The sequence below is a fragment of the Pseudomonas sp. H3_D04 genome (assembly GCF_054669175.1).
In genome coordinates this window covers 6,480,930-6,504,814 of sequence record NZ_CP162801.1, presented here as the reverse complement: position 1 = coordinate 6,504,814, position 23,885 = coordinate 6,480,930, and the positions used below count along the sequence as shown (strand labels likewise).

At 59.3% G+C, this 23,885-nt stretch carries 19 protein-coding genes; 11 read left to right on the top strand and 8 right to left on the bottom strand.

Annotated elements, in window-relative coordinates; translation table 11 throughout:
• Window positions 1-4: 4 nt before the first annotated feature.
• From AB4N91_RS29810 to AB4N91_RS29790, 5 genes are all read right to left on the bottom strand, one after another.
• Window positions 5-1,252, bottom strand: coding sequence for an ABC transporter permease (locus tag AB4N91_RS29810; protein ID WP_083375643.1), 1,248 nt, complete (start codon window positions 1,250-1,252; stop codon window positions 5-7).
• A 281-nt stretch (window positions 1,253-1,533) separates the two neighbouring features.
• The gene (locus AB4N91_RS29805; RefSeq protein WP_010467181.1) at window positions 1,534-2,577 is read right to left on the bottom strand and encodes an ABC transporter substrate-binding protein; all 1,044 of its coding nucleotides are present in this window, start codon (window positions 2,575-2,577) and stop codon (window positions 1,534-1,536) included.
• 48 nt (window positions 2,578-2,625) lie between these two features.
• A complete protein-coding gene (locus AB4N91_RS29800; RefSeq protein ID WP_010467179.1) occupies window positions 2,626-3,750 on the bottom strand; it encodes an ABC transporter ATP-binding protein in 1,125 nt (374 codons plus the stop codon).
• Window positions 3,751-4,076: 326 nt separating this feature from the next.
• Window positions 4,077-4,718, bottom strand: coding sequence for a response regulator (locus AB4N91_RS29795; protein WP_154501908.1), 642 nt, complete (start codon window positions 4,716-4,718; stop codon window positions 4,077-4,079).
• A gap of 146 nt (window positions 4,719-4,864) precedes the next feature.
• Window positions 4,865-7,261, bottom strand: coding sequence for a PAS domain-containing sensor histidine kinase (locus tag AB4N91_RS29790; protein WP_102595381.1), 2,397 nt, complete (start codon window positions 7,259-7,261; stop codon window positions 4,865-4,867).
• 73 nt (window positions 7,262-7,334) lie between these two features.
• Between AB4N91_RS29790 and AB4N91_RS29785 the strand changes: the two genes are divergently transcribed.
• Window positions 7,335-8,327 carry an alpha/beta hydrolase family protein gene (locus AB4N91_RS29785; RefSeq protein WP_010467174.1) on the top strand — a complete coding sequence of 331 codons (993 nt, stop codon included), beginning with the start codon at window positions 7,335-7,337 and terminating at the stop codon, window positions 8,325-8,327.
• A gap of 125 nt (window positions 8,328-8,452) precedes the next feature.
• Here AB4N91_RS29785 and AB4N91_RS29780 read toward each other — a convergent pair whose 3' ends face one another.
• From AB4N91_RS29780 to AB4N91_RS29770, 3 genes are read right to left on the bottom strand one after another with little or no spacing between them, the layout of a single operon-like run.
• A complete protein-coding gene (locus AB4N91_RS29780; RefSeq protein ID WP_010467172.1) occupies window positions 8,453-9,220 on the bottom strand; it encodes a TerB family tellurite resistance protein in 768 nt (255 codons plus the stop codon).
• A 1-nt stretch (window position 9,221) separates the two neighbouring features.
• Window positions 9,222-9,893 carry an N-acetylmuramate alpha-1-phosphate uridylyltransferase MurU gene (gene murU / locus AB4N91_RS29775; RefSeq protein ID WP_154912889.1) on the bottom strand — a complete coding sequence of 224 codons (672 nt, stop codon included), beginning with the start codon at window positions 9,891-9,893 and terminating at the stop codon, window positions 9,222-9,224.
• Complete coding sequence (locus tag AB4N91_RS29770) at window positions 9,890-10,909, bottom strand: aminoglycoside phosphotransferase family protein (RefSeq protein ID WP_077747314.1); 1,020 nt, start codon at window positions 10,907-10,909, stop codon at window positions 9,890-9,892. The genes murU and AB4N91_RS29770 overlap by 4 nt, the downstream gene beginning before the upstream one ends.
• A gap of 130 nt (window positions 10,910-11,039) precedes the next feature.
• On the opposite strand from AB4N91_RS29770, the gene AB4N91_RS29765 reads away from it, so the two are divergent.
• The 10 genes from AB4N91_RS29765 (at window position 11,040) to AB4N91_RS29720 (ending at window position 23,851) form a co-directional block, all read left to right on the top strand.
• Complete coding sequence (locus tag AB4N91_RS29765; RefSeq protein WP_154501914.1) at window positions 11,040-13,838, top strand: LPS-assembly protein LptD; 2,799 nt, start codon at window positions 11,040-11,042, stop codon at window positions 13,836-13,838.
• On the top strand, window positions 13,819-15,135 hold the full coding sequence (surA, locus tag AB4N91_RS29760) for a peptidylprolyl isomerase SurA (protein ID WP_010467166.1): 1,317 nt from the start codon (window positions 13,819-13,821) through the stop codon (window positions 15,133-15,135). The genes AB4N91_RS29765 and surA overlap by 20 nt, the downstream gene beginning before the upstream one ends.
• Entirely contained in the window at window positions 15,132-16,121 is a 990-nt protein-coding gene (gene pdxA, locus AB4N91_RS29755) for a 4-hydroxythreonine-4-phosphate dehydrogenase PdxA (RefSeq protein WP_154912890.1), read from the top strand. Before surA ends, pdxA begins: the two co-directional genes overlap by 4 nt.
• Complete coding sequence (gene rsmA, locus AB4N91_RS29750; protein ID WP_154912891.1) at window positions 16,118-16,936, top strand: 16S rRNA (adenine(1518)-N(6)/adenine(1519)-N(6))-dimethyltransferase RsmA; 819 nt, start codon at window positions 16,118-16,120, stop codon at window positions 16,934-16,936. Before pdxA ends, rsmA begins: the two co-directional genes overlap by 4 nt.
• 123 nt (window positions 16,937-17,059) lie before the next feature.
• Complete coding sequence (gene apaG / locus AB4N91_RS29745) at window positions 17,060-17,440, top strand: Co2+/Mg2+ efflux protein ApaG (RefSeq protein ID WP_010467163.1); 381 nt, start codon at window positions 17,060-17,062, stop codon at window positions 17,438-17,440.
• Window positions 17,440-18,324 carry a symmetrical bis(5'-nucleosyl)-tetraphosphatase gene (locus AB4N91_RS29740; protein ID WP_154912892.1) on the top strand — a complete coding sequence of 295 codons (885 nt, stop codon included), beginning with the start codon at window positions 17,440-17,442 and terminating at the stop codon, window positions 18,322-18,324. The genes apaG and AB4N91_RS29740 overlap by 1 nt, the downstream gene beginning before the upstream one ends.
• Before the next feature lie 33 nt (window positions 18,325-18,357).
• Window positions 18,358-18,687, top strand: coding sequence for a thiosulfate sulfurtransferase GlpE (glpE, locus tag AB4N91_RS29735; protein ID WP_077747310.1), 330 nt, complete (start codon window positions 18,358-18,360; stop codon window positions 18,685-18,687).
• Between the two features lie 296 nt (window positions 18,688-18,983).
• Complete coding sequence (locus AB4N91_RS29730) at window positions 18,984-20,906, top strand: PrkA family serine protein kinase (RefSeq protein ID WP_010467160.1); 1,923 nt, start codon at window positions 18,984-18,986, stop codon at window positions 20,904-20,906.
• 114 nt (window positions 20,907-21,020) lie between these two features.
• A complete protein-coding gene (locus AB4N91_RS29725; RefSeq protein ID WP_010467159.1) occupies window positions 21,021-22,292 on the top strand; it encodes a YeaH/YhbH family protein in 1,272 nt (423 codons plus the stop codon).
• Complete coding sequence (locus tag AB4N91_RS29720) at window positions 22,289-23,851, top strand: SpoVR family protein (protein WP_077747309.1); 1,563 nt, start codon at window positions 22,289-22,291, stop codon at window positions 23,849-23,851. The genes AB4N91_RS29725 and AB4N91_RS29720 overlap by 4 nt, the downstream gene beginning before the upstream one ends.
• Window positions 23,852-23,885: the final 34 nt, after the last annotated feature.

Below are 23,885 nucleotides of genomic sequence, written 5' to 3'. Positions count from 1 at the left end.
CCCCTTAGCTCAGGCGCAGGCGACTGGCGCCCACCAGCCAGCTGTAAATCAGATAAAGCACCACGGTCGCCAACAGCAGCAGCCCACCGAGTGCGGTCGCCATGCCCCAGTTGATGCTGGTGTTGGTGTAGAAGGCGACGAAGTAGCTGACCATCTGATCGTTCGGGCTGCCCAGCAACGCCGGGGTGATGTAGTAGCCGATGGCGAGGATGAACACCAACAGGCAACCGGCGCCGACACCGGCATAGGTCTGCGGGAAGTACACCCGCCAGAAACTGGCGAACGGGTGGCAGCCGAGGGAAATCGCGGCGCGCATGTAGGTCGGCGAAATGCCTTTCATCACGCTGTAGATCGGCAGAATCATGAACGGCAGCAGGATGTGCACCATGGAGATGTAAACGCCTGTGCGGTTGAACACCAACTCCAGGGGTTTATCGATGATGCCCAGCGCCATCAGGCCGCTGTTGATCAAGCCACCCGATTGCAGTAACACGATCCACGCGGCCACCCGGACCAGGATTGAGGTCCAAAAAGGCAACAACACCAGAATCATCAGCAGATTACTTTGGCGTGACGGCAGGTTCGCCAGCAAGTAAGCCAAGGGATATGCCAGCAACAAGCAGATCACGGTGATGATCAGGCCCATCCAGAACGTGCGGGCGAAGATGTCGAGGTAGATCGCCTGGTCAGGCGTGGCCGGTGCGATTTCGCCGAGGTCGTCGATGCGATGATCGACAGCCGCCAGCAAATAGTACGGTGTGATGTTGCTGGTATTGCGGCGCACCGCTTGCCAATAGGCCGGGTCGCCCCAGCGTTCGTCGAGGCCTTCCAGCGCTTCTTTATAAGAGGCCGGTTCAGAGGCGAACGGCAAGGCGCGGGCGGTTTTGGTCAGCAGGCTGCGGTAGCCGGCCAACTCCATGTTCAAGCGCTTGGACAAGTCGCCCAGGGTCTGATTCTTGCGCGCTTCAGCGAGGTCTTCGCTGGCCGCTTTGTACACCGGCTCGGCGGGCAGGCCGCGGCCGTCCCAACTGGCGATGGCCGCCACAGTGCGCGGCATGCCGCCGACCACTTCTGGGTTACCAACGCTTTTGTAGAGCAGCGCCACGATCGGCACCAGGAACACCAGCAACAGAAACAGCACCAAGGGCGCGATCAAGGCCTGGGCCTTCCAGCGGTTGATCCGCTCGGCGTGCTTGAGCCGCTGCTTCAAGGTGGGGTCAGTGCCCGCGTTCAGGGGAATGGCGGTGGCCATGGCGTACTCCGGAAATCTTTGATCGTTGCAGAGGCAGGCAAGCCACCTCTGTTCCTGATAACTACATATCACCCCTGTAGGAGCGAGGCTTGCCCGCGAAAACGTCGGCACATTCAACATTAATGCTGACTGACACGCCGCCTTCGCGGGCAAGCCTCGCTCCTACAGGGGACTGACCGTTCCCACGCTCTGCGTCACAGGGACGCGGAGCATCCCGGGCGGCATTCCCACGCAAAGCGTGGGAACGATCATCCGCAGAACCGTCGTCCTGTGTGACTTGCTTATTTGGCAGCCCAGGAATTGAAGCGCTGCTCCAGTTGCTCGCCGTTGTCAGCCCAGAAGCTGACGTCGATCTGCACCTGGTTGGCGATGTTTTCCGGGGTGGTCGGCATGTCTTTCAGGACATCCTTGGCCAACAACGGTACGGCTTGAATGTTGGCCGGGCCGTAAGCGATGTTTTCCGAGTAGGTCTTCTGCTGCTGCGGCGCCACCGAGAACGCGATGAATTTCTTCGCCGCTTCGGCGCGCTTGGCGTCCAGACCTTTCGGGATAGCCCATGCGTCGAAGTCGTAGATACCGCCGTTCCACACGACTTTCAGGTTGCTTTCTTTCTGCACGGCGGCGATCCGGCCGTTGTAGGCCGAGCTCATGACCACGTCACCGGACGCGAGGTATTGCGGCGGTTGTGCGCCGGCTTCCCACCACTGAATGCTTGGCTTGAGCTCATCGAGCTTCTTGAATGCACGGTCCTGACCGTCTTTGCCGGCCAGCACTTTGTAGACGTCTTTCGGCGCAACGCCGTCGGCCATCAGTGCGAATTCCAGGGTGTACTTGGCGCCTTTACGCAGGCCGCGCTTGCCCGGGAATTTTTTGGTGTCCCAGAAATCCACCCAGCTGGTCGGTGCCGAGGCCAGTTTGTCGGCGTTGTAGGCCAACACGGTCGACCACACGAAGAAACCTACGCCGCAAGGCTGGATCGCGCCCTTGACGTAATCTTCGGATTTGCCGAACAGCGCAGGATCAAGTTGCTCGAACATGTCTTCGTCGCAACCGCGAGACAGTTCTGGCGACTCAACTTCCACCAGGTCCCAGGACACGCTCTTGGTGTCGACCATGGCTTTTACCTTGGCCATCTCACCGTTGTATTCGCCAGCCACGATCTTGCCGTTGCCTGCCGCTTCCCACGGTGCGTAGAAGGCCTTGACCTGCGCCGCCTTGTTCGCCCCGCCAAAGGACACCACGGTCAAATCCGGGCCCGCCGCCATCGCGTGTGCCGCACCGATCATGCCCATGACCAAAGCGGTGAATTTCAGGGATCTCAACATTTATTGTTCTCTCCACGTGCAGGGTTGGTGTTGGTGTAGCCGGGGCGATCAGTTCGCCTCTAGAAGGGGGTCGAGCGCGCGAACGTGTTCGACCTGCCAGCCAAGCGGTACCACGTCGCCGACAGCCAGCGCGGGATCAAGCTCGGCAATCGGTTGTTTCACGAAGAAGTCGGTCTTGCCGCAGACTTCCAGGCGAACCCGGACGTGGTCGCCCAGATAGATGAATTCCGCTACCCGCCCTGAGAAGCGGTTGACGCAGGACTCGCTGGAGCCGTTGAGGCTTACGCGTTCCGGGCGAATCGACAGCGTGACCGGTTCGCCGGTTTTGCCGACGTTGACCGCCAGGGCTTCAACCTTTTCACCGCGGCCGAGCTCGACGATGCAGCGGTCGCCGGTCTGGCTGTGCAAGCGGCCGTTGAGGCGGTTGTTCTCGCCGATGAAATTGGCGACGAAGGTGTTTTTCGGCTCTTCATAGAGGGTGCGCGGCGCGGCGATCTGCTGGATCTCGCCCTGATGGAACACCGCCACGCGGTCGGACATGGTAAGGGCTTCGCCCTGGTCGTGAGTCACATAGACCACGGTCACGCCGAGGCGCTGGTGCAGGTGTTTGATTTCCATCTGCATGTGTTCACGCAGCTGTTTGTCCAGTGCGCCGAGGGGTTCGTCCATCAGCACCAGTTGCGGTTCGAACACCAATGCGCGGGCCAGGGCCACACGCTGTTGCTGACCGCCGGACAGTTGTGCCGGGTAGCGCTGGGCGAAGGCGTCGAGCTGAACCATGCTCAGCACACGCTTGACCCGGTCACTGACATCGCTCTTGTTCAAGCCGCGCACGGTCAGCGGGAACGCCAGGTTCTCGGCGACGGTCATGTGCGGGAACAACGCGTAGTTCTGGAACACCATGCCGATGTCCCGCTTGTGCGGCGGTACGTTGTTGATGGAGCGTCCGGCCAGCTGGATTTCGCCGGCGGTGGGTGTTTCGAAACCGGCGAGCATCATCAGGCTGGTGGTCTTGCCGGAGCCGGAAGGCCCGAGCAAGGTGAGGAACTCGCCTTTGCGAATCTCCAGGTTGAGGTCTTTGACGATCAGGTTCTCGCCGTCGTAGCTTTTTTGCACTCCACGAAAGCTGACCAGAATGTCACTGGCCCCTGCGTTTGAATCGACCTGGCTCATACCCACACCTTTTTTGTTGATGACTGCTGTGGACTAAGCCTAGTGGACGCTGCCGACCGCGCAAATCGGGGCGCAGGAGAGAATCGCCTCAGCGGGATGGAAGGTTGGGTGTAGGGATTGCCCTACAAGGATGGCGGGGATGGGCAGGTGCAACGGTGATTTGCAGCTACAAGCGGCAAAAATGGGCAAAAGCGGGATTTCAGGATGTCGCAAATGGATATGACGACGAGATTCCTGTAGGAACGAGGCTTGCCCGCGAAGGCGCCCGCGCTGGCGCTAAAAGCTTCGCGGGCAAGCCTCGCGCCTACAGGGGATCGCATTCAGATCTAGAGGAGTTTGTGTTCCATCGCGTACTTCACCAGTTCCGCCAGTGAGGTGATGTTGAGCTTTTGCATCAGCCGCGCCTTATGGGTGCTGATGGTTTTGCTGCTCAGGGCCAGTTGCTGGGCGATATCGTTAACGTTGGCGCCCTGGGCCAGGCGTTCGAACACCGAGAACTCACGCTCCGAGAGCAATGAGTGCAACGGCCGCGAATCGGTCAGGCCGACTTCGAAGACCATGCGGTCCGCCAGGTCCGGGTCAATGTAGCGACCGCCCGCAGCGACCTTGCGGATCGCTGTCAGCAACAGCGCCGGATCGCTGTCCTTGGTCGCATAACCCGCGGCGCCGACCTTTAATGCCCGGGCAGCCATTTGTGCCTCGTCGTGCATCGACAACACCAGGATGGCCGGCGGATTGTTCAACGCACGAATCCTTGGAATCGCTTCCAGGCCATTGACGCCAGGCATGGAGATGTCCAGCAACACCACTTCGCAGGGCACATGCCGCAAGGTTTCGAGCAACTGCTCGCCATTGCTCGCCTCCCCTACCACCAGCAAGTCCTTGGCCAGGCCAATCAACTGCTTGATGCCTTCACGGACGATGGTGTGGTCTTCGGCTACCAGTACACGGATCACAGTCTTCTCCATTCTTTTTATGTAAGAGCCAAGATCATTCTCGGGCAAGCTCGCTCCTAAAGTGGACTACGGGGTATATCAGCTATCTGCGCACCTGCCCGAATCCCTGTGGGAGCGAGCCTGCTCGCGATGACGAAAGCAAAGTCACCACGAAGACTTCAGCCCTCATCCACCGGCACTCGCACACTCAACGTGGTGCCCTCCCCCGGCTCACTCTCCAGCGACAACCGCCCGCCCATGATCAACACCCGCTCACGCATGCCGACCACACCGAAGGACGTTGCCCTGCCCGTGGCGGGGACAAATCCTACGCCATCATCGCTCACCGTCAGACACAACTCGTCACCTTCCAGCGTCAATGTCAGTTCGACAGTATGCGCCTGGGCATGCCGCATGACATTGGTCAGCGCTTCCTGAAGGATTCGGAACAGCCCAATCGCCTTGGCATCACTGAGCACCGGCAGGTTCTCCGGCACCTGCACCAGACATGGAATCTGCGTGCGCGCCTCGAAGCGCCGGGCCTGCCACTCGATCGCCGAGGCGATCCCGGCATCGAGAATCGGTGGTCGCAGCGCGGTCGCCACATCGCGCACCAGCTGGAACAGCTGCGCAATCAGGCGTTTCATGCTGTTCAAGCGCTCGTTCAGACCAGGGTCGAGCTGGGCGTAGGCCAATTCGCACATGGAGGTTTCCAGCTTCAGTACGGTGAGCATCTGACCCAGTTCATCGTGAACTTCCCGGGCGATGCGCGCTTTTTCCTCTTCGCGCACGCTCTCCAGGTGAGCGGACAGCTCACGCAGTTGCTCACGGGAACTGGCCAGTTCCAGCTCGATGCGCTTGCTCTCGCTGATGTCCCAGACAATCCCGTCCCAGACATAGGCGCCATCTTCGAGCCGACGAGTGATGGCCTTGATCTCGGCCCAGCGCTGCTCGCCCGAACGAGTAAGAATCCGCCCCTGCCACGACCAGTCACTGTCGGTGTCCAGCGCATGGTCCTGAGTCTGGTGATAGCTGGCCTTGTCGTCCGGGTGCACCAGGCTGCGCAGGCCTTTGTCACGGTGGGCCAGGGTCGCCGGCGAATAACCCGACAGGCTCTCGCTGCCTTCGCTGATGTAGGCAAAGTCGATCTGCCCTGTCACCGGCGCCCGCTCAAGGCGGAAGACCAATCCCGGAACGTTGGCCGCAATCCCCTGCAACCGCGCTTCGCTTTCCTGCAACGCCGCCAGGGCGCGACGACGTTCGGTGACGTCGTTGAGGTAGACCACCAGGTATTCACCACCACGAAAGCGCATAAAGCTCAACGAAACATCGGTCGGCAGGATGCTGCCATCCGCTCGCACACAGTTGGTTTCGAAACTTTGCGGCCCTTCTTCGCTGGCCCGGGCACGCTTCCACAGGTTCAGCCAGCGATCCATGTGCAGGCCCGGCTCAAAGTCGATCAGCGGCCGATCCATGATGCCGCCGACCGGATACCCGAGCATGGTTTCGGCCGCGCGGTTGGCGTAGCGCACGTGGCTGTCCCAATTGACCCAGAGTATGCCGACGGTGCTCTGATCGATGGAAAATTGCGTGAGGCGCAACGCCTCTTCGCTGGCCTCGCGCAGGGCGATGTCCTCGCGCGCCTCCAATAGTCGCTGTTCCAGACTGTGTTGTTGGCGGCGCTGCCAGAACACGATGGCCATGCTGCTCAACATCAACACCGCCATCAACAGGCTGAGGTTTTGCCAGAAGCCCGGGGTCTCGGTCAGGCGCGGGTATTTGGGTTGCAGCCATTGGTTGTGCAGTTGCTCCAGGTCCTTGGCCGGGATCGCCCGCAGCGCGCTTTCGACGATGCCGGCCAGTTCCGGTTGATCCCGCCGCGTGGCTACTCGCAGCAATTGCGGCAAGCCGATGTCACCCACCACGACCAGCCCGGCAAATTCAGGCTCGACGGACAGCCGCCCCAATTGCGCTTCATCGACCACGGCATAACCGGCCTGCTGACTCAGCAACAATTGCAATGCCTGGCGCTCGGTCGGTACGCCTTGCAGGTTCAGGTGGGGATAGTTGCCGCGCAGATAGTCAGCCGTCGCACTGGGCATGCGCACAGCGACGCGGGTTTGGCTGTCGAGTTTTTCCAGCTCCACGGCGCCGGTGCTTTTCTGGTCACTGACCACCAGTTGCGGCACCCGCATGTAGGGGTCGGAGAATTGCCAGAACCGCAGGCCGGCGGGGGTTTGGGTCAGCCCGGGAGCGATGTCGATTTCACCCTCGCGCGCGGCGGCTTCCAGTTGCGCAAGGTCGGGGAAATTACGCCAGCTCAGCTCGACCTTGAGCGCTTTGGCCAGCCATTTCATCAACTCGACGTTGACCCCCGACAGGCGCTGCAAGCGGCGATCGTATTGCGCGTAAGGCGCCTGCAGCACCAGCCCGACACGCAATTCTCCGTGCACTGCCAGCCACTGTTGTTGCTGGAGCGACAGGGGCGCGACGTGCGTCGGTGGCGCGGAAGCCGCCCAACTCATCAAGGGAAACCACAAACAGCCGATAACCCACAGGCAGCGAAAACGCATCATCGAAGTCTCACACACTGACAAATACTGACCAACCCATTAGGCTGCCGGAATAACTTCTGGCCTGGAATATCCGATGCCCCCTGTCTACCGCCTGGCATTGCCAGCATTGTGCCTGTCGCTGATCCTGCCTTGCGCCTTTTCCGTCGAGGCGGCCGACCCGGCACCTGCCGCTGCGGAAAAACCCGCAGAAGAAAAACCGGTCGAACGCCAGCCACTGCTTGAGCGTAGTCAGGAAGAAACGACAGCACTTGAGCGAAAAATCCCCGCGCAGGAACAGCAACAGCTGCAAGCCGGCGCCGACACCTTCCTTGCGCTGTGGAAACCGGCCAACACCGCCGAGCCCAAAGGCGCGGTGATTATCATCCCAGGCGCAGGTGAAACCGTTGACTGGCCGCAAGCAATCAGCCCGTTGCGTAACAAATTGCCCGACGCGAAGTGGAGCAGCCTGAGTATCACCTTGCCGGACGTGCAAAGCGACGCCATTGCGCCACGCGTCATGGAAATGCCGCCAACGCTCAAGGCGCCGGAAACCGGCAGCAAGGACTCGACTACGGCCGCTCCCATCGAGCAAGCGGCAGGTGGTGAAGCGGAAGTAGCCGACAAGGCCATCGCCGAAACCACCGAGGAACAGTCAAAGGCCGCCGCCGAACGCATCTTTGCTCGAATTGATGCGGCCATTGCGTATGCCGAACAGCAAAGCGCTCGCAGCATCGTGGTGTTGGGCCATGGCACAGGCGCTTATTGGGCCGCGCGTTATCTGAGCGAGAAGCAGCCGTCGCAAGTGGAAAAATTTGTGATGGTCGCGGCACAGACGCCTGCCGCGGCGAAACCCGAACTGGTCGAGCTGACGCCGACACTGAAGCTGCCGACGGCAGATATCTTCTACATGGATAAGCCGCTGGATCGCAACGCAGCACTGGCACGGATGCAGGCCAGCAAGCGCTTGAAGTCTTCAGCGTTCAGCCAGGTATCGCTCAAGGCGTTGCCCGGTAATGCCAGGGCAGAGCAAGAGCAACTGGTGCGCCGGGTGCGCGGGTGGTTGAATCCGCAGAAGGCGGCGGACTGAAAGACCGCGTCGCCCCCATCGCGAGCAAGCCTAGCTCTTACAGGTTCTGTGTTGTATGACGCGAAACCTGTAGGAGCGAGGCTTGCCCGCGAAGACGGTATCCCTGGCGACACGAATCTTTCCAGCTACCGAAAATCCCGCCGCTCACGAATCAACGTATAAGCCGTATGCAGTTCGCGAGTCTTGTCCGTCGCCTCACGCACCTGCAACGCCGTTGCACCGCTGCCGGCAATCTTGTCCGGGTGATGGCGACTGAGCAGGCGTCGATAGGCACGCTTTATCTGCGCCGGCTCGCTGGTCGCGGACACCCCCAACAGCTGCAAGGCATCCTGATAAGTCAGGGTGCTGCTGACCTGCGGTCGCTTGTGCTGATCGTAGTCGGCCGCCAGCGCCAGTACTTGTTGCGGCGTCCAGCCCAGCCACTTGCCCCACAGGGCCAGCAATTCACGTTCATTGTTCCCCGCACGCCCATCGGCCCAAACCATGCGCCAACAGGCGCGCAATACGCCTTCCGCGGCGTGGGGCTGAGCACTCAAGCGCCGCAGATACCCGCGCAACCGGTCACGGCCCGACTTGCCGCGATTGAACGCGGCAATGGCACGACGCTGCGCCGGTTCGGTCATTTCCAGCGCACGCATTTCCTGGCGAGCCTGCTGGATGTGACCATCCACCACGCGTCCATCGCTCTTGGCCAACCGTCCCAGCAACACGAACAACAGTTCATCGTTGCGCAGCATCGGACGACCGCCGAGCTTTTCACGCAAATGCCCCCAGCTTTGCAGGTGCAAGCGCCGATCCAGCGCCTGTCCCAGCAAAGCACCGAGCATGGCCCCCGGAATGCTGGCTATGACAAAGCCCGCTCCGGCTCCAATCAGAGTCCCTGGCCACAGCATCTCAGCGTCTCGCTTCTATCAGGGTTTCAACTTCAGCCAGGCGTTCGTGCGTGCCGACATCCACCCAGTGTCCGCTCAGGCGTTCGCCGGTAACCTGTCCATCCGCCATCGCTTTGCGCAGCAACGGCGCCAGTTTGAAGGCGCCGGCCGAGCAACCGTCGAACAGTTGCGGATGCAGCACGGCAATGCCGCTGTAGGTCAGGGTGTCGGCGTCGGGCTGACCGTCGCGCACTTGCCCGTCGACCAGCGTGAAATCGCCGGTCGGGTGATGGGCCGGATTGTCCGCCAGCACCAGGTGCGCCAACCCGGCGATGGGTTGATGCAGCACGCTGAAGTCGTAGTCAGTCCAGATGTCACCATTGACCACCAGGAATGCTTCATCGCCCAGCAGAGGCAATGCGCGGAAGATACCGCCGCCGGTTTCCAGTGGGTCTCCTTCCGGTGAGTACTGAATACGCAGGCCGTATTGCGAGCCGTCACCCAAGTAGCTTTCGATCTGCTGACCGAGCCAGGCGTGGTTGATCACAATCTCGGTAAACCCGGCGTTTGCCAGGGCTTTCAAGTGGTACTCGATCAGAGGCACGCCGCCAGCACGAACCAGCGGTTTGGGTGTGGTCAGGGTCAGCGGGCGCATGCGCTCGCCTTTGCCGGCCGCCAGGATCATCGCCTTCATGCAGGGGCTCCAGCACGCAGGCTCAGCAGCAACACATCCAGCTCGGCCAGCTCAGGACGGCGGGCGATCACTGCATCTATATAAGCAAAGAAGCGCGGCACATCGGCCAGGTAGCGCGGCTTGCCGTCGCGATGACAGATGCGGGCGAAAATGCCGATCACTTTCAGGTGACGCTGCACGCCCATCAGGTCGCTGGCGCGCAGGAAGTCTTCGAAATCAGGCTGCACGGGAATGCCGAGCGCACCCGCTTGCTGCCAGTAATTTTCCAGCCAGGCGTGCACACGCTCCTCGGGCCAACTGAGGAAAGCGTCCTTGAACAGGCAAGTGACGTCGTAGGTCACCGGGCCGTAGACCGCGTCCTGGAAATCCAGCACGCCGGGGTTCGGCTCGCTGAGCATCAGGTTGCGAGGCATATAGTCGCGATGCACCAGCACTTTAGGCTGGGCCAGGGCGCTGTCGATCAGCAGCTCAGTCACGTGCTGCCAGAGCATTTGCTGCGCCGAGTCGAATTCGATGCCCAACTCGCGCTTCACGTACCACTCGGGGAACAGCTCCAGCTCACGACGCAGCAAAGCCACGTCGTAACTCGGCAACGGCGCGACCATCGGCAATTGCTGGAAAGCCAGCAATGCTTGCAGGGCATCCTTGAACAAATCGTCGGCGTTTTCGCTGTCGATCACGTCCAGATAAGTCTTGTTGCCCAAGTCATTGAGCAAAAGAAATCCGCGTTCGAGGTCTTCGGCATAAATTTTCGGCACATTTATTCCGGACTTCGCCAACAAAAAAGCGATATCCACGAAGGGTTTGCAGTTTTCCTGGGGCGGTGGCGCGTCCATCACGACGAAACTTCTGCCTTCGCCTTCCCAGCGGAAATAGCGCCGAAAACTCGCGTCACTACTGGCCGCGGTCAATGTGGCCGGGGGTACGACGCCCCAGCCCTGTTCTGCAAAGAGAATAGCCAACTGCTCATCGAGCCAAACTTTCAGGTGTTGCAAACGTACATCTTGGTCAGGCATTGCAAGGGTCTCCGACGGCGCTAGCCGTCAAGCGGGTCATGCTTTATTATCCAGCATCTTTTTCAGACCATCGAGAGGCGTGCGGCCCACACCGCGGGCAGATGGCACGCAGGAAGCCCGGACTAATAAGATGGCATTGAAATCCCCCGCGTTTCGTAAAAAATTTCCGTTGTTGGTTACCGGCAGTCTGCTGGCCCTGCAACCCCTAGCCACTTCTTTCGTGGTCGCCGCGGAACAGTATGACTGCTCAGTCTCTGCTTCGGGTGCCTGGGACTGTGCGCCAAAAGCGCCAGCGGCGGCATTGCCTCCGCGTCCCGTCCATGACGGCAGCGCAGTTTCCGCCACCGGCGAACCTGCGTCCGAAAGTGGCACCAGTGAAGACACTGGCGCCAAGCCTGTGCTGGTTACCGAGTCCAAAGGCCGCGGCCTGAAGTCGCGTAGTGCAGACTACAGTCACCTCGACTGGGTTCCGCGCGAGAACCTCACGGCAGCGCAACTGGCCGAGACCGGTCCTTACTGCTCTGGTTCCTATATCGAACCGATTCGTCCTGGCATGAATGACAAGACGGATAAAAGTGACGCTCCAACCTTTATCGGCGCGAAAGCCTCCCGCTATAAGCAGGAAGAGCAAGTCGCGACCCTGGCCGGTGACGTCGTCATGCGTCAGGGCAGCATGCAGGTTGAAGCCGACGAAGCGAATCTTTACCAGGCCGAGAGCCGTGGCGAACTGAGCGGCAACGTGCGCATTCGCGACAACGGCGCACTGATCGTGGGCGACCACGCCGACGTGCAGCTCGATACCGGTGAAGCCAAGGTCGATAACGCCGAATACGTGATGCACAAATCCCGTATCCGCGGTAACGCGCTGTACGCCAAACGTGCTGAAAACGCGATCATCCGCCTCAAGGATGGTACGTACACCACGTGCGAACCGAACAGCAACGCCTGGCAGCTCAAGGGCAACAACATCACCTTGAACCCGGCGACCGGCTTCGGTACCGCGACCAACGTGACACTGCGGGTCAAGGACATTCCTGTCCTGTACACGCCGTACATCTATTTCCCGATCGATGACCGTCGCCAGTCCGGCTTCCTGCCGCCGACTATCGGCACGGGCAGCGATACCGGCTTCATGCTGGTCACACCGTATTACTTCAACCTGGCACCGAACTACGATGCCACGTTGTACCCGCGCTACATGAGCAAGCACGGCTTGTTGATGGAAGGCGAGTTCCGTTACCTCACCAAGTCGAGTGAAGGTCAGTTTGGCGCCGCGTACCTCAACGACGAAGACACCGATCGCAGCAAGCAGACCGACTACCAGAAAAACCGCTACATGTATAACTGGCAGCACAAGGGTGGTCTGGATTCGCGGGTCCTCACGCAGGTTGATTACACTAAGATCAGCGATCCGTATTACTTCCAGGATCTGCAGACTGATCAGATTGGTGTAAAAAGCGAAGATTACGTGAACCAGCAGGGTTCCGTTACGTACCGTGGAGACAGCTACACGGCTCGACTCAACGCCCAGGCCTATCAGCTGGCGACCGTTTCCAACGTCACTCCGTACGATCGCCTGCCGCAAATTACCTTCAACGGTGCGCTGCCGTATCACCCTGGTGGTCTTGATTTCGCCTATAACACGGAACTCGTGCGGTTTGACCGAGACCTAAAGAACGGGGACTTTACCGACGAAGATGGCAATGTAACGCCGCGACTCGACAGAAACGTTACCGGGTTAGCACGTGCTACCGGTGATCGCCTGAATGTCGCCCCGGTTGTCAGCTATCCGATGAATGCCAGCTATGGCTTCCTGAAGCCAACTCTGAAGTACCAGTACACACAGTACCAACTGGATCTGGACGGAATCGGAAAAAGCCAAGTCGACGCACAGACCGCAGAGCAAGACAAGCTCAACGGCACCTTCGGTAGCAACCAAAACCGTGGTGTGCCAATCGCAAGCATCGATAGCGGTCTGTATTTCGATCGCAACACACAATGGTTCGGTAAAAACTATCGCCAGACGCTCGAACCTCGCCTGTTCTACCTGTACGTCCCTGAAAAAGACCAGGAAGACATTCCGGTTTTCGACACTAGTGAATACACCTTCAGCTACGACTCGTTGTTCCGTGACAACCGCTTCTCGGGTTCCGACCGCGTCGGTGATGAGAATAAATTGTCTCTGGGCATCACCAGTCGCTGGATTGAAGACAACGGTTTCGAGCGCCAAACCATCAGCATCGGGCAGGCTTTGTACTTCAAGGATCGTGAAGTTCAGTTGCCTGGTATCGATGCAAAAACCCGCGACGATGCGCAAGCCAATGTATCTCCATATGCGCTGGTCTATGGGTATCGTTTCAACCGCGACTGGCGAGCCACGGCGGACTACAACTGGGACCCGGACAGCCGCAGCCCGCGCTCGGGTAGCGCGATGTTCCACTACCAGCCTGAAGACAACCCGAACAAGGTCATCAACGCCGGCTATCGCTATCGTAATGACCAAGTCCGTTACGACCAGAACACCGGTAAGTGGTCGGTGGGCGGCGGTGACTACGGCACCCCCGGCCAACCTGGCTACGTGAAGGACTACTACAAAATCCAACAGCACGACTTCTCGGTGATCTGGCCGATCGTGCCGCAATGGAACGCCATCAGCCGCTGGCAGTATGATTACAATCGTAACCGTACCTTGGAGGCCTTTGGTGGTTTCGAATACGACAACTGCTGCTGGAAATTGCGTCTGATCAACCGTTACTTCGTCGACTACGACGAATTTAGCCAAGACGCCCCACAAAACGAAAAAGGCGACCACGGCGTCTTCCTACAAATCGTTCTGAAAGGTCTCGGCGGCCTCACCGGCGCCAAAGTAGAGAGCTTCCTCGACAAAGGCATCCAAGGTTATCGTGAACGTGAAGACCAAGCTTTCTGATTGTCTGCGCCCGCTAGTGCTGGGCGCGCTGTTCCTGGGTACTGCGGCGAACGCCGCGGTACAGTCCATCGATAAAGTGGTGGCCATCGTCGACAACGACGTGGTCATGCAGAGCCAACTGGACCAGCGTGTTCATGAAGTTCAGCAAACCATCGCCAAACGCGGTTCTGCGGTTCCGCCGGCCGGCGTGCTGGATCAGCAGGTGCTTGAGCGTCTGATCGTCGAAAACCTGCAATTGCAGATCGGCGAGCGTTCCGGCATCCGCATTACCGATGAAGAACTGAACCAGGCTGTCGGCACCATTGCCCAGCGCAATAACATGTCGATTGATCAGTTCCGTGCGGCCCTGACTCGCGACGGCCTCTCTTATGAGGACGCACGGGACCAGATTCGTCGCGAAATGATCATCAGCCGAGTGCGCCAGCGTCGTGTGGCCGAGCGCATTCAGGTGTCTGAACAGGAAGTGAAGAACTTCCTCGCTTCCGACCTCGGCAAAATGCAGTTGTCCGAAGAGTTCCGTCTGGCCAACATCCTGATTCCTACGCCGGAAAGCGCCAACTCCGATGCAATTCAGAATGCAGCCAAGCAAGCGGACGCGGTTTACCAGCAGCTCAAGCAAGGCGCTGACTTCGGTCAGTTGGCAATCGCCAAATCCGCCAGCGAAACCGCACTGGAAGGCGGCGACATGGGCTGGCGTAAAGCCGCTCAATTGCCACCTCCGTTCGATCGCATGTTGAGCACCATGACCGTTGGCGACATTACCCAGCCAATGCGCACGCCGGGGGGCTTCATCATCCTGAAGATCCTCGACAAGCGTGGCGGTGAAACCCAGACCCGTGACGAAGTGCACGTGCGTCACATCCTGGTCAAGCCGAGCCCGATTCGTGACGAAGCAAAAACCAAAGCCCTGGCTGAATCGCTCTACACCCGAATCGAAGCGGGCGAAGATTTCGGCGAACTGGCGAAAAGCTTCTCGGAAGACCCGGGTTCCGCCCTCAACGGTGGCGACCTGAACTGGATCGACCCGAACGCATTGGTGCCCGAGTTCCGCGAAGTGATGGCCAAGACCCCGCAAGGTCAGCTGTCCAAGCCGTTCCAGACTCAATACGGCTGGCACGTTCTGGAAGTCCTTGGCCGCCGCGCCACCGACAGCACGACCCAGGCCCGTGAGCAGCAGGCGATGACCGTACTGCGTAACCGCAAATACGACGAAGAACTGCAAACCTGGCTGCGTCAGATCCGTGACGAAGCGTATGTAGAGATCAAACTCCCTGGTGCAGACCAGGCAGCGCAGTGAAACCCAAGCGTTTCGCGCTGACACCCGGCGAACCGGCCGGCATAGGTCCTGACCTGTGCCTGCTGCTCGCCTCGCAAGCCCAGCCACATCCCCTGATTGCCATAACCAGCCGCGACCTGCTCCTTGAGCGGGCCGCGCAGCTGGGTGTGGTCGTCGATTTGCTGCCGGTAACACCGGACAGTTGGCCGGATGCCCCGGCACCCGCCAACAGCCTGTATGTCTGGGATACCCCGCTCAATGCACCGGTCATCGCCGGGCAACTGGACAAGGCCAATGCGGCTTTCGTTCTGGAAACCCTGACCCGTGCGGGCCAAGGCTGCCTCGACGGGCATTTCGCCGGCATGATCACCGCCCCCGTGCACAAGGGCGTGATCAATGAATCGGGCATTGCCTTCTCCGGGCACACCGAATTTCTCGCTGACCTGACCCATACCGCACAAGTGGTGATGATGCTTGCCACCCGCGGCTTGCGCGTGGCGCTGGTCACCACTCACCTGCCCCTTCGGGAGATTGCCGATGCAATCACCCCTGAGCGTCTGGAACGGGTCACACGCACTCTGTACTCCGACCTGCAACAAAAGTTCGGCATCGCCCGGCCACGCATCCTGGTCTGCGGGCTAAACCCGCACGCCGGTGAAGGCGGACATCTGGGCCATGAAGAAATCGACATCATCGAACCTACATTAGAGCGCCTGCGCGGCGAGGGCATGGACCTTCGCGGCCCCCTGCCCGCCGACACTCTGTTTACCCCCAAATATCTGGAGCACTGCGACGCGGTGCTGGCGATGTACCACGACCAGGGCCTGCCTGTGCTGAAATACAAAGGCTTCGGCGCGGCAGTCAACGTGACCCTGGGCTTGCCGATCATCCGCACATCGGTCGACCACGGCACTGCCCTGGATCTGGCCGGCAGCGGCAACATCGACACCGGCAGCCTGCAAGTCGCCTTGGAAACCGCCTACCAGATGGCCGAGACCCGTATATGACCGAGCATTACCAACACCGGGCGCGCAAGCGTTTCGGCCAGAACTTCCTGCACGATGCCGGCGTTATCGACCGCATCCTGCGCTCCATCCACGCCAAGCCTGAAGACCGCCTGCTGGAAATCGGCCCGGGCCAGGGTGCGTTGACCCAAGGCCTGCTGGGCAGTGGCGCGCAACTGGACGTGGTGGAACTGGACAAAGACCTGATCCCGATCCTCAATCAGCAGTTCGCCAGCAAGAGCAACTTCAACCTGCATCAGGGCGACGCACTGAAGTTTGACTTCAACAGCCTGAACGCAGCCCCGGGCAGCCTTCGGGTCGTCGGCAACCTGCCGTATAACATCTCTACGCCGCTGATTTTTCACTTGCTGCACAACGCCAGCCTGATTCGCGACATGCACTTCATGCTGCAAAAGGAAGTGGTCCAGCGTATGGCGGCGGGCCCTGGTGGCGGTGACTGGGGTCGTCTGTCGATCATGGTTCAGTATCACTGCCGGGTTGAGCATCTGTTCAACGTTGGCCCCGGTGCGTTCAATCCGCCACCGAAAGTCGATTCGGCCATCGTGCGCCTGGTGCCTCACGCGGTGCTGCCGCACCCGGCCAAGGATCACAAGCTGCTGGAGCGTGTTGTGCGCGAAGCCTTCAACCAGCGCCGCAAAACCCTGCGCAATACCCTCAAGTTGCTGCTGAGCAACGACGAAATCACGGCAGCCGGCGTCGACGGCAGCCTTCGCCCAGAGCAGCTCGACCTTGCCGCCTTCGTGCGCCTTGCCGACAAGCTCAGCGAACAAGTCCTGGCTACTCCCGCCGTCGACTGACAGCCGACGAGCGTTATCGGGTAGGACACCAGCGCCCATGTCTGGTTTACTACCCGATACTTGGCCTAGACTGAGCTCCATCAGCTACGCCCCGCGTCCCGCTTCGCTTTTAAGGCCTCTTGCATGTCCGATCCTCGTTATCAGGTCGACGTCAGCGTCGTCACCCGCTATCTGGCAGAACAATCGCAACCCGAGCACAACCGCTTCGCCTTTGCCTACACCATTACCGTGCATAACAATGGCGAGCTACCGGCCAAACTGCTGTCTCGGCACTGGGTCATCACCGATGGCGACGGACATGTCGAAGAGGTTCGCGGTGCGGGCGTTGTCGGCCAACAACCGTTGATCGAACCAGGCAAGAGCCATACCTACAGCAGCGGCACCGTCATGACCTCCAAGGTCGGTACGATGCAGGGTACTTATGAAATGATCGCCGACGACGGCAAACACTTTGACGCCGTTATCGCGCCATTCCGCCTGGCGGTGCCCGGAGCCCTGCACTGATGGCGACGTATGCCGTCGGAGACCTTCAAGGCTGCCTTGAAGCCCTGCAATGCCTGCTCAAAAAAGTCGCGTTCGACCCGACAAAGGATCGTCTGTGGCTGGTGGGCGATCTGGTCAACCGTGGCCCGCAGTCGCTGGAAACCCTGCGTTTTCTCTACAGCATCCGCGAATCGCTGGTGTGCGTGCTCGGCAACCATGACCTGCACCTGCTGGCCGCCGGTAAGAACATCGAACGCCTGAAGAAAACCGATACCCTACGCGAAATTATCGAAGCCCCCGATTGCGCCGAGCTGCTGGAATGGCTACGCCAGCAAAAACTCATGCATTACGACGAACAACGTAACGTTGCGCTGGTGCATGCCGGTATTCCCCCGCAATGGTCGCTGCGCAAAGCACTGAAGTACGCCGCCGAGGTCGAGACGGCGCTGCGCGACGACAATCTGCTGCCGCCCTACCTCGACGGCATGTACGGCAACGATCCGGCGAAATGGGACAGCGACCTCAGAGGCGTCACGCGCCTTCGGGTGATCACCAACTATTTCACCCGCATGCGTTTCTGTACGGCCGAAGGCAAGCTGGACCTCAAGAGCAAGGAAGGCCTGGGCACTGCGCCACCCGGCTACAAACCCTGGTTCCAGCACAAGGAACGCAAGACCAAAGGCGTGAAAATCATTTTCGGGCACTGGGCCGCGCTTGAAGGCCAGTGCAACGAACCGGGCATCTCTGCGCTCGACACGGGTTGCGTCTGGGGCGGTGCCCTGACGATGATGAACGTCGACAGCGGCGAACGCCTGTCCTGCAAATGTGACGAGCATGGCCATGCCGCCGCGCCGCCAATCGCCCCACGAACTAGCGAACAAACGCCAGCCAGCGCCCAGCGCTAGACTGCGCTTTCAGCCGAGCCACAGGAGCCCGCCATGAGCGAATTCAAACGTATCCCCCCAGAACAGGCACAGGCCCTGCGCGCACAAGGCGCCGTGGTGGTCGATGTCCGTGACCCCGCGACCTATGCCGCCCTGCACATCAGCGGCTCGAAGCATCTGGACAATCATTCCCTGCATGCCTTCATTCAGGCGGCCGATCTGGACGCACCGACCGTGGTGGTCTGCTATCACGGCAATTCCAGCCAGGGCGCCGCCGCATACCTGATCAGCCAGGGCTTTTCCGACGTGTACAGCATGGATGGCGGTTTTGAGCTGTGGCGTACGACTTATCCTGCGGAAACGGCGCAAGGCACTTCCGAATAATTTTTTTGTAACGTGCAAGCCCCGTCCCCTGTGGGCTCGCGCGGTGGCAGACGAACGGTCTGCCACAACTAATTACGTATCTCGCCTTTACCTCCTGAATAAGCAACTATCCTTAAGCGCAGGCCATCCAAAACAGGGGAGAGCCGGTACACCGGCGCGCGGGTCATCGGGAGTAGCTTTCGAGGTCGTCAGCTTCGAAAGAGTTCTGGGGGGTAAACAGCGACTGCATATCCGGTTGCTGCCAGCATCGACTGAATGATCCGGCGTCGGCTCCACGTATCGAGCGAGGTGACGTCATGAGTATCTTTAGCCACTTCCAACAACGCTTCGAGTCCACACGCCAGGAAGAACTTTCGCTGCAAGAGTATCTTGAGCTGTGCAAACAGGACCGCAGCGCCTACGCCTCCGCCGCCGAGCGTCTATTGCTGGCCATCGGAGAACCGGAGCTGCTCGACACCTCGACCAACTCGAGACTGTCGCGAATCTTTTCCAACAAGGTGATCCGCCGCTATCCGGCCTTTGAAGACTTCCACGGGATGGAAGAATGCATAGACCAGATCGTGTCGTATTTCCGCCATGCCGCTCAGGGCCTGGAAGAGAAGAAACAAATCCTCTATCTGCTCGGCCCCGTCGGTGGCGGTAAATCGTCCCTGGCCGAGAAGCTCAAACAACTGATCGAGAAAGTGCCCTTCTACGCCATCAAGGGCTCGCCGGTATTCGAGTCGCCGCTGGGTCTGTTCAACGCCACTGAAGATGGTGCGATCCTCGAAGAAGACTTCGGCATTCCGCGGCGCTACCTCAATACCATCATGTCTCCATGGGCCACCAAGCGCCTGGCCGAATTCGGCGGTGACATCAGCCAGTTCCGTGTGGTGAAACTCTATCCGTCGATCCTCAACCAGATCGCGGTGGCCAAAACCGAACCGGGCGATGAAAACAACCAGGACATCTCGGCGCTGGTGGGCAAGGTCGACATCCGCAAACTGGAGGAATACCCACAGAACGACGCTGATGCCTACAGCTATTCAGGCGCGCTGTGCCGGGCCAACCAGGGCCTGATGGAATTCGTCGAAATGTTCAAGGCGCCAATCAAGGTGCTGCACCCATTGCTGACCGCCACCCAGGAAGGCAACTACAACAGTACCGAAGGCCTCGGGGCGATTCCGTTTACCGGGATCCTGCTGGCTCACTCCAACGAATCGGAATGGCACACCTTCCGCAACAACAAGAACAACGAAGCCTTCATCGACCGGATCTATATCGTCAAAGTGCCGTACTGCCTGCGGGTCAGCGACGAGGTGAAGATCTACGACAAGCTTCTGTTCAACAGCTCTCTGGCCAAGGCCCATTGCGCACCCGACACCCTGAAAATGCTCGCCCAGTTCACCGTGCTCTCACGCCTCAAGGAGCCGGAAAACTCCAACATCTATTCCAAGATGCGTGTGTATGACGGCGAGAACCTCAAAGACACGGATCCGAAAGCCAAGTCGATCCAGGAATACCGCGACAACGCCGGTGTCGACGAAGGCATGAACGGTCTGTCGACCCGGTTTGCGTTCAAGATCCTGTCCAAGGTCTTCAACTTTGATCCGCACGAAATCGCCGCCAACCCGGTGCATTTGCTCTATGTGCTGGAACAACAGATCGAACAGGAACAATTCCAGGCCGAGACCCGTGAACGCTATCTACGCTTCCTCAAGGAGTACCTGGCACCGCGTTATATCGAATTCATCGGCAAGGAGATCCAGACTGCCTACCTCGAGTCTTACAGCGAGTACGGCCAGAACATCTTCGATCGCTACGTGCTGTACGCAGACTTCTGGATCCAGGACCAGGAATACCGAGATCCGGAAACCGGCGAAATCCTCAACCGCGTCGCGCTGAACGAAGAGCTTGAGAAAATAGAAAAACCGGCCGGCATCAGCAATCCGAAGGATTTCCGCAACGAAATCGTCAACTTCGTCTTGCGCGCCCGGGCCAACAACAATGGCAAGAACCCGACCTGGCTCAGCTACGAAAAACTGCGGGTGGTCATCGAGAAGAAAATGTTCTCCAACACCGAGGACCTCCTGCCTGTCATCAGCTTCAATGCCAAGGCCAGCAAAGAGGACCAGCAGAAGCACAACGACTTCGTCACACGGATGGTCGAGCGGGGCTACACCGACAAACAGGTACGACTGCTGTCCGAGTGGTACCTGCGGGTCCGGAAATCGCAATGACGCAGCGGCAAGCCATAAGCTACAAGCGGCAAGAAAAAGCGCGTAAGCCCTGATATCCGGGCAGCTTCTACTTGCAGCTTGTAGCTCACAACTTGAAGCCGCCCGGAGGGGCCTATGAGCTATGTGATCGACCGACGTCTCAATGGCAAGAACAAGAGCACGGTGAACCGTCAGCGGTTTCTGCGGCGTTATCGTGATCACATCAAAAAGGCCGTCGAAGAGGCGGTCAGTCGGCGTTCCATTACCGATATGGAACACGGCGAACAGATCAGCATCCCCGGCCGCGACATCGACGAGCCTGTGCTTCACCATGGACGTGGTGGCAAGCAGACCGTCGTGCACCCCGGCAACAAGGAATTCACCAGCGGCGAACACATTGCCCGTCCGCCAGGCGGTGGTGGCGGCAGAGGCCCAGGCAAGGCAGGCAACTCGGGCGAAGGGATGGACGAGTTCGTCTTCCAGATCACCCAGGAGGAATTCCTCGAATTCATGTTCGAGGACCTCGAACTGCCGAACCTGGTCAAGCGCAACCTGACCGGCACCGACACCTTCAAGACCGTGCGCGCGGGTATCAGCAACGAAGGTAACCCGTCGCGAATCAACATCATCCGTACCCTGCGCTCGGCCCATGCCCGGCGGATCGCCCTGTCTGGCAGCAGCCGGGCAAAGTTACGGGAAGCCAAAGAAGAACTGCTGCGACTCAAGCGGGATGAACCGGATAACTTCGGCGATATTCAGGAGATCGAAGCAGAAATCGAAAAACTCAGTGCGCGCATCCATCGCGTTCCCTTTCTCGATACCTTCGACCTCAAGTACAACTTGCTCATCAAGCAGCCGAACCCCAGCTCCAAGGCGGTGATGTTCTGCCTGATGGACGTGTCCGGCTCAATGACCCAGGCGACCAAAGACATCGCCAAGCGCTTTTTCATCCTGCTGTACCTGTTTCTCAAGCGTAACTACGACAAGATCGACGTCGTCTTCATCCGCCACCACACCAGCGCCCGCGAAGTGGATGAGGAAGAGTTCTTCTACTCCCGGGAAACCGGCGGCACCATCGTCTCCAGCGCCTTGAAACTGATGCAGGAAATCATGGCCGAGCGTTATCCGAGCAATGAGTGGAACATCTACGCGGCCCAAGCCTCCGACGGTGACAACTGGAACGATGATTCGCCGATCTGCCGCGACATTCTGATCAACCAGATCATGCCGTTCGTGCAGTACTACACTTACGTTGAGATTACCCCGCGCGAACACCAGGCTTTGTGGTTCGAATACGAACGCATCGCTGAAGCTTTCTCTGACACTTTTGCCCAGCAGCAACTGGTCTCGGCCGGGGATATCTACCCGGTCTTCCGTGAACTCTTCCAGCGCAGGTTAGTGACATGACCGCCAAAGAGCAGAAGCGCCAACCCATTTCCACCGGCTCAGAATGGACATTCGAGCTGATCCAGGCCTATGACAAAGAAATCAGTCGCCTGGCGGCTCGTTATGCCCTGGATACGTACCCTAACCAGATCGAAGTGATCACCGCCGAGCAGATGATGGACGCCTACGCCTCCGTCGGCATGCCACTGGGTTATCACCATTGGTCCTATGGCAAACACTTCCTCAGCACCGAGAAGTCCTACAGCCGTGGGCAGATGGGGCTGGCCTACGAGATTGTGATTAATTCAGACCCATGCATCGCCTATCTGATGGAAGAAAACACCATCTGTATGCAGGCCCTGGTGGTCGCTCATGCCTGCTATGGCCACAACAGCTTCTTCAAGGGCAATTACCTGTTCCGCACCTGGACCGACGCCAGTTCGATCATCGATTACCTGGTTTTCGCCAAGCAGTACATCATGCAATGCGAAGAACGCCACGGCATCGATGCAGTGGAGGACCTGCTGGATTCCTGCCATGCGCTGATGAACTACGGGGTCGACCGCTACAAACGCCCATATCCGATTTCGGCTGAAGAAGAGCGCCGCCGGCAGAAGGATCGGGAAGAGCACTTGCAGAAACAGATCAACGATTTGTGGCGGACCATTCCAAAAGGGGCCGACAAGTACAGCGACAAGGACAACGCACGCTTCCCCGCCGAACCTCAGGAAAACATCCTGTACTTCATCGAAAAACACGCGCCGCTGCTGGAGCCCTGGCAGCGGGAAATCGTGCGCATCGTGCGCAAGATCGCCCAATATTTCTACCCGCAACGCCAGACCCAGGTCATGAACGAAGGCTGGGCCACGTTCTGGCACTACACGCTGATGAACGACCTGTATGACGAAGGCCTTGTTACCGACGGCTTCATGATGGAGTTTCTGACGTCCCACACCAGCGTGGTCTACCAACCCGGCTTCGACAGCCCCTACTACAACGGCATCAACCCCTACACCTTGGGTTTTGCCATGTACCGGGACATCCGCCGCATGTGTGAACACCCTACCGAGGAAGATTACCGCTGGTTCCCTGAGATAGCCGGTACCGACTGGCTGTCGAGCATCAAGTTCGCCATGAGCAGCTTCAAGGACGAAAGCTTCATCCTGCAGTACCTGTCACCGCAGGTGATCCGCGACCTGAAGTTGTTCAGCATTCTCGATGACGACCAAAAGGACGACCTGCTGGTCCCGGCCATTCACGATGAAGGTGGCTACCGCACCATTCGCGAAACACTGGCCGCGCAGTACAACCTGGGTAATCGAGAGCCCAATATTCAGATCTACAGCATCGACCGGCGTGGCGACCGCTCCCTGACCTTGCGTCACCAGCAGCACGACCGCAAACCGCTGGGCGAGTCCACCGAGGAAGTGCTCAAGCACCTGCACCGGCTGTGGGGCTTCGACATTCACCTGGAAACGCTGCAAGGCGACCAGGTCATGAAAGTTCACCATGTCCCGCCCAGAAGCGAGCACAGCGAGGGAGATTACGGCCGGCTGGACCTGGCCGTCATTCATCTTTGATCCTGTTTCTGCCTCCGGAAGTTCGACGCAAAGG

Bases quoted from the DNA above. Each gene is read 5' to 3' on its own strand.
- AB4N91_RS29810 (WP_083375643.1), bottom strand. From the start codon at position 1,252: ATGGCCACCGCCATTCCCCTGAACGCGGGCACTGACCCCACCTTGAAG.
- AB4N91_RS29805 (WP_010467181.1), bottom strand. From the start codon at position 2,577: ATGTTGAGATCCCTGAAATTCACCGCTTTGGTCATGGGCATGATCGGT.
- AB4N91_RS29800 (WP_010467179.1), bottom strand. From the start codon at position 3,750: ATGAGCCAGGTCGATTCAAACGCAGGGGCCAGTGACATTCTGGTCAGC.
- AB4N91_RS29795 (WP_154501908.1), bottom strand. From the start codon at position 4,718: ATGGAGAAGACTGTGATCCGTGTACTGGTAGCCGAAGACCACACCATC.
- AB4N91_RS29790 (WP_102595381.1), bottom strand. From the start codon at position 7,261: ATGATGCGTTTTCGCTGCCTGTGGGTTATCGGCTGTTTGTGGTTTCCC.
- AB4N91_RS29785 (WP_010467174.1), top strand. From the start codon at position 7,335: ATGCCCCCTGTCTACCGCCTGGCATTGCCAGCATTGTGCCTGTCGCTG.
- AB4N91_RS29780 (WP_010467172.1), bottom strand. From the start codon at position 9,220: ATGCTGTGGCCAGGGACTCTGATTGGAGCCGGAGCGGGCTTTGTCATA.
- murU (WP_154912889.1), bottom strand. From the start codon at position 9,893: ATGAAGGCGATGATCCTGGCGGCCGGCAAAGGCGAGCGCATGCGCCCG.
- AB4N91_RS29770 (WP_077747314.1), bottom strand. From the start codon at position 10,909: ATGCCTGACCAAGATGTACGTTTGCAACACCTGAAAGTTTGGCTCGAT.
- AB4N91_RS29765 (WP_154501914.1), top strand. From the start codon at position 11,040: ATGGCATTGAAATCCCCCGCGTTTCGTAAAAAATTTCCGTTGTTGGTT.
- rsmA (WP_154912891.1), top strand. From the start codon at position 16,118: ATGACCGAGCATTACCAACACCGGGCGCGCAAGCGTTTCGGCCAGAAC.
- apaG (WP_010467163.1), top strand. From the start codon at position 17,060: ATGTCCGATCCTCGTTATCAGGTCGACGTCAGCGTCGTCACCCGCTAT.
- AB4N91_RS29740 (WP_154912892.1), top strand. From the start codon at position 17,440: ATGGCGACGTATGCCGTCGGAGACCTTCAAGGCTGCCTTGAAGCCCTG.
- glpE (WP_077747310.1), top strand. From the start codon at position 18,358: ATGAGCGAATTCAAACGTATCCCCCCAGAACAGGCACAGGCCCTGCGC.
- AB4N91_RS29730 (WP_010467160.1), top strand. From the start codon at position 18,984: ATGAGTATCTTTAGCCACTTCCAACAACGCTTCGAGTCCACACGCCAG.
- AB4N91_RS29725 (WP_010467159.1), top strand. From the start codon at position 21,021: ATGAGCTATGTGATCGACCGACGTCTCAATGGCAAGAACAAGAGCACG.
- AB4N91_RS29720 (WP_077747309.1), top strand. From the start codon at position 22,289: ATGACCGCCAAAGAGCAGAAGCGCCAACCCATTTCCACCGGCTCAGAA.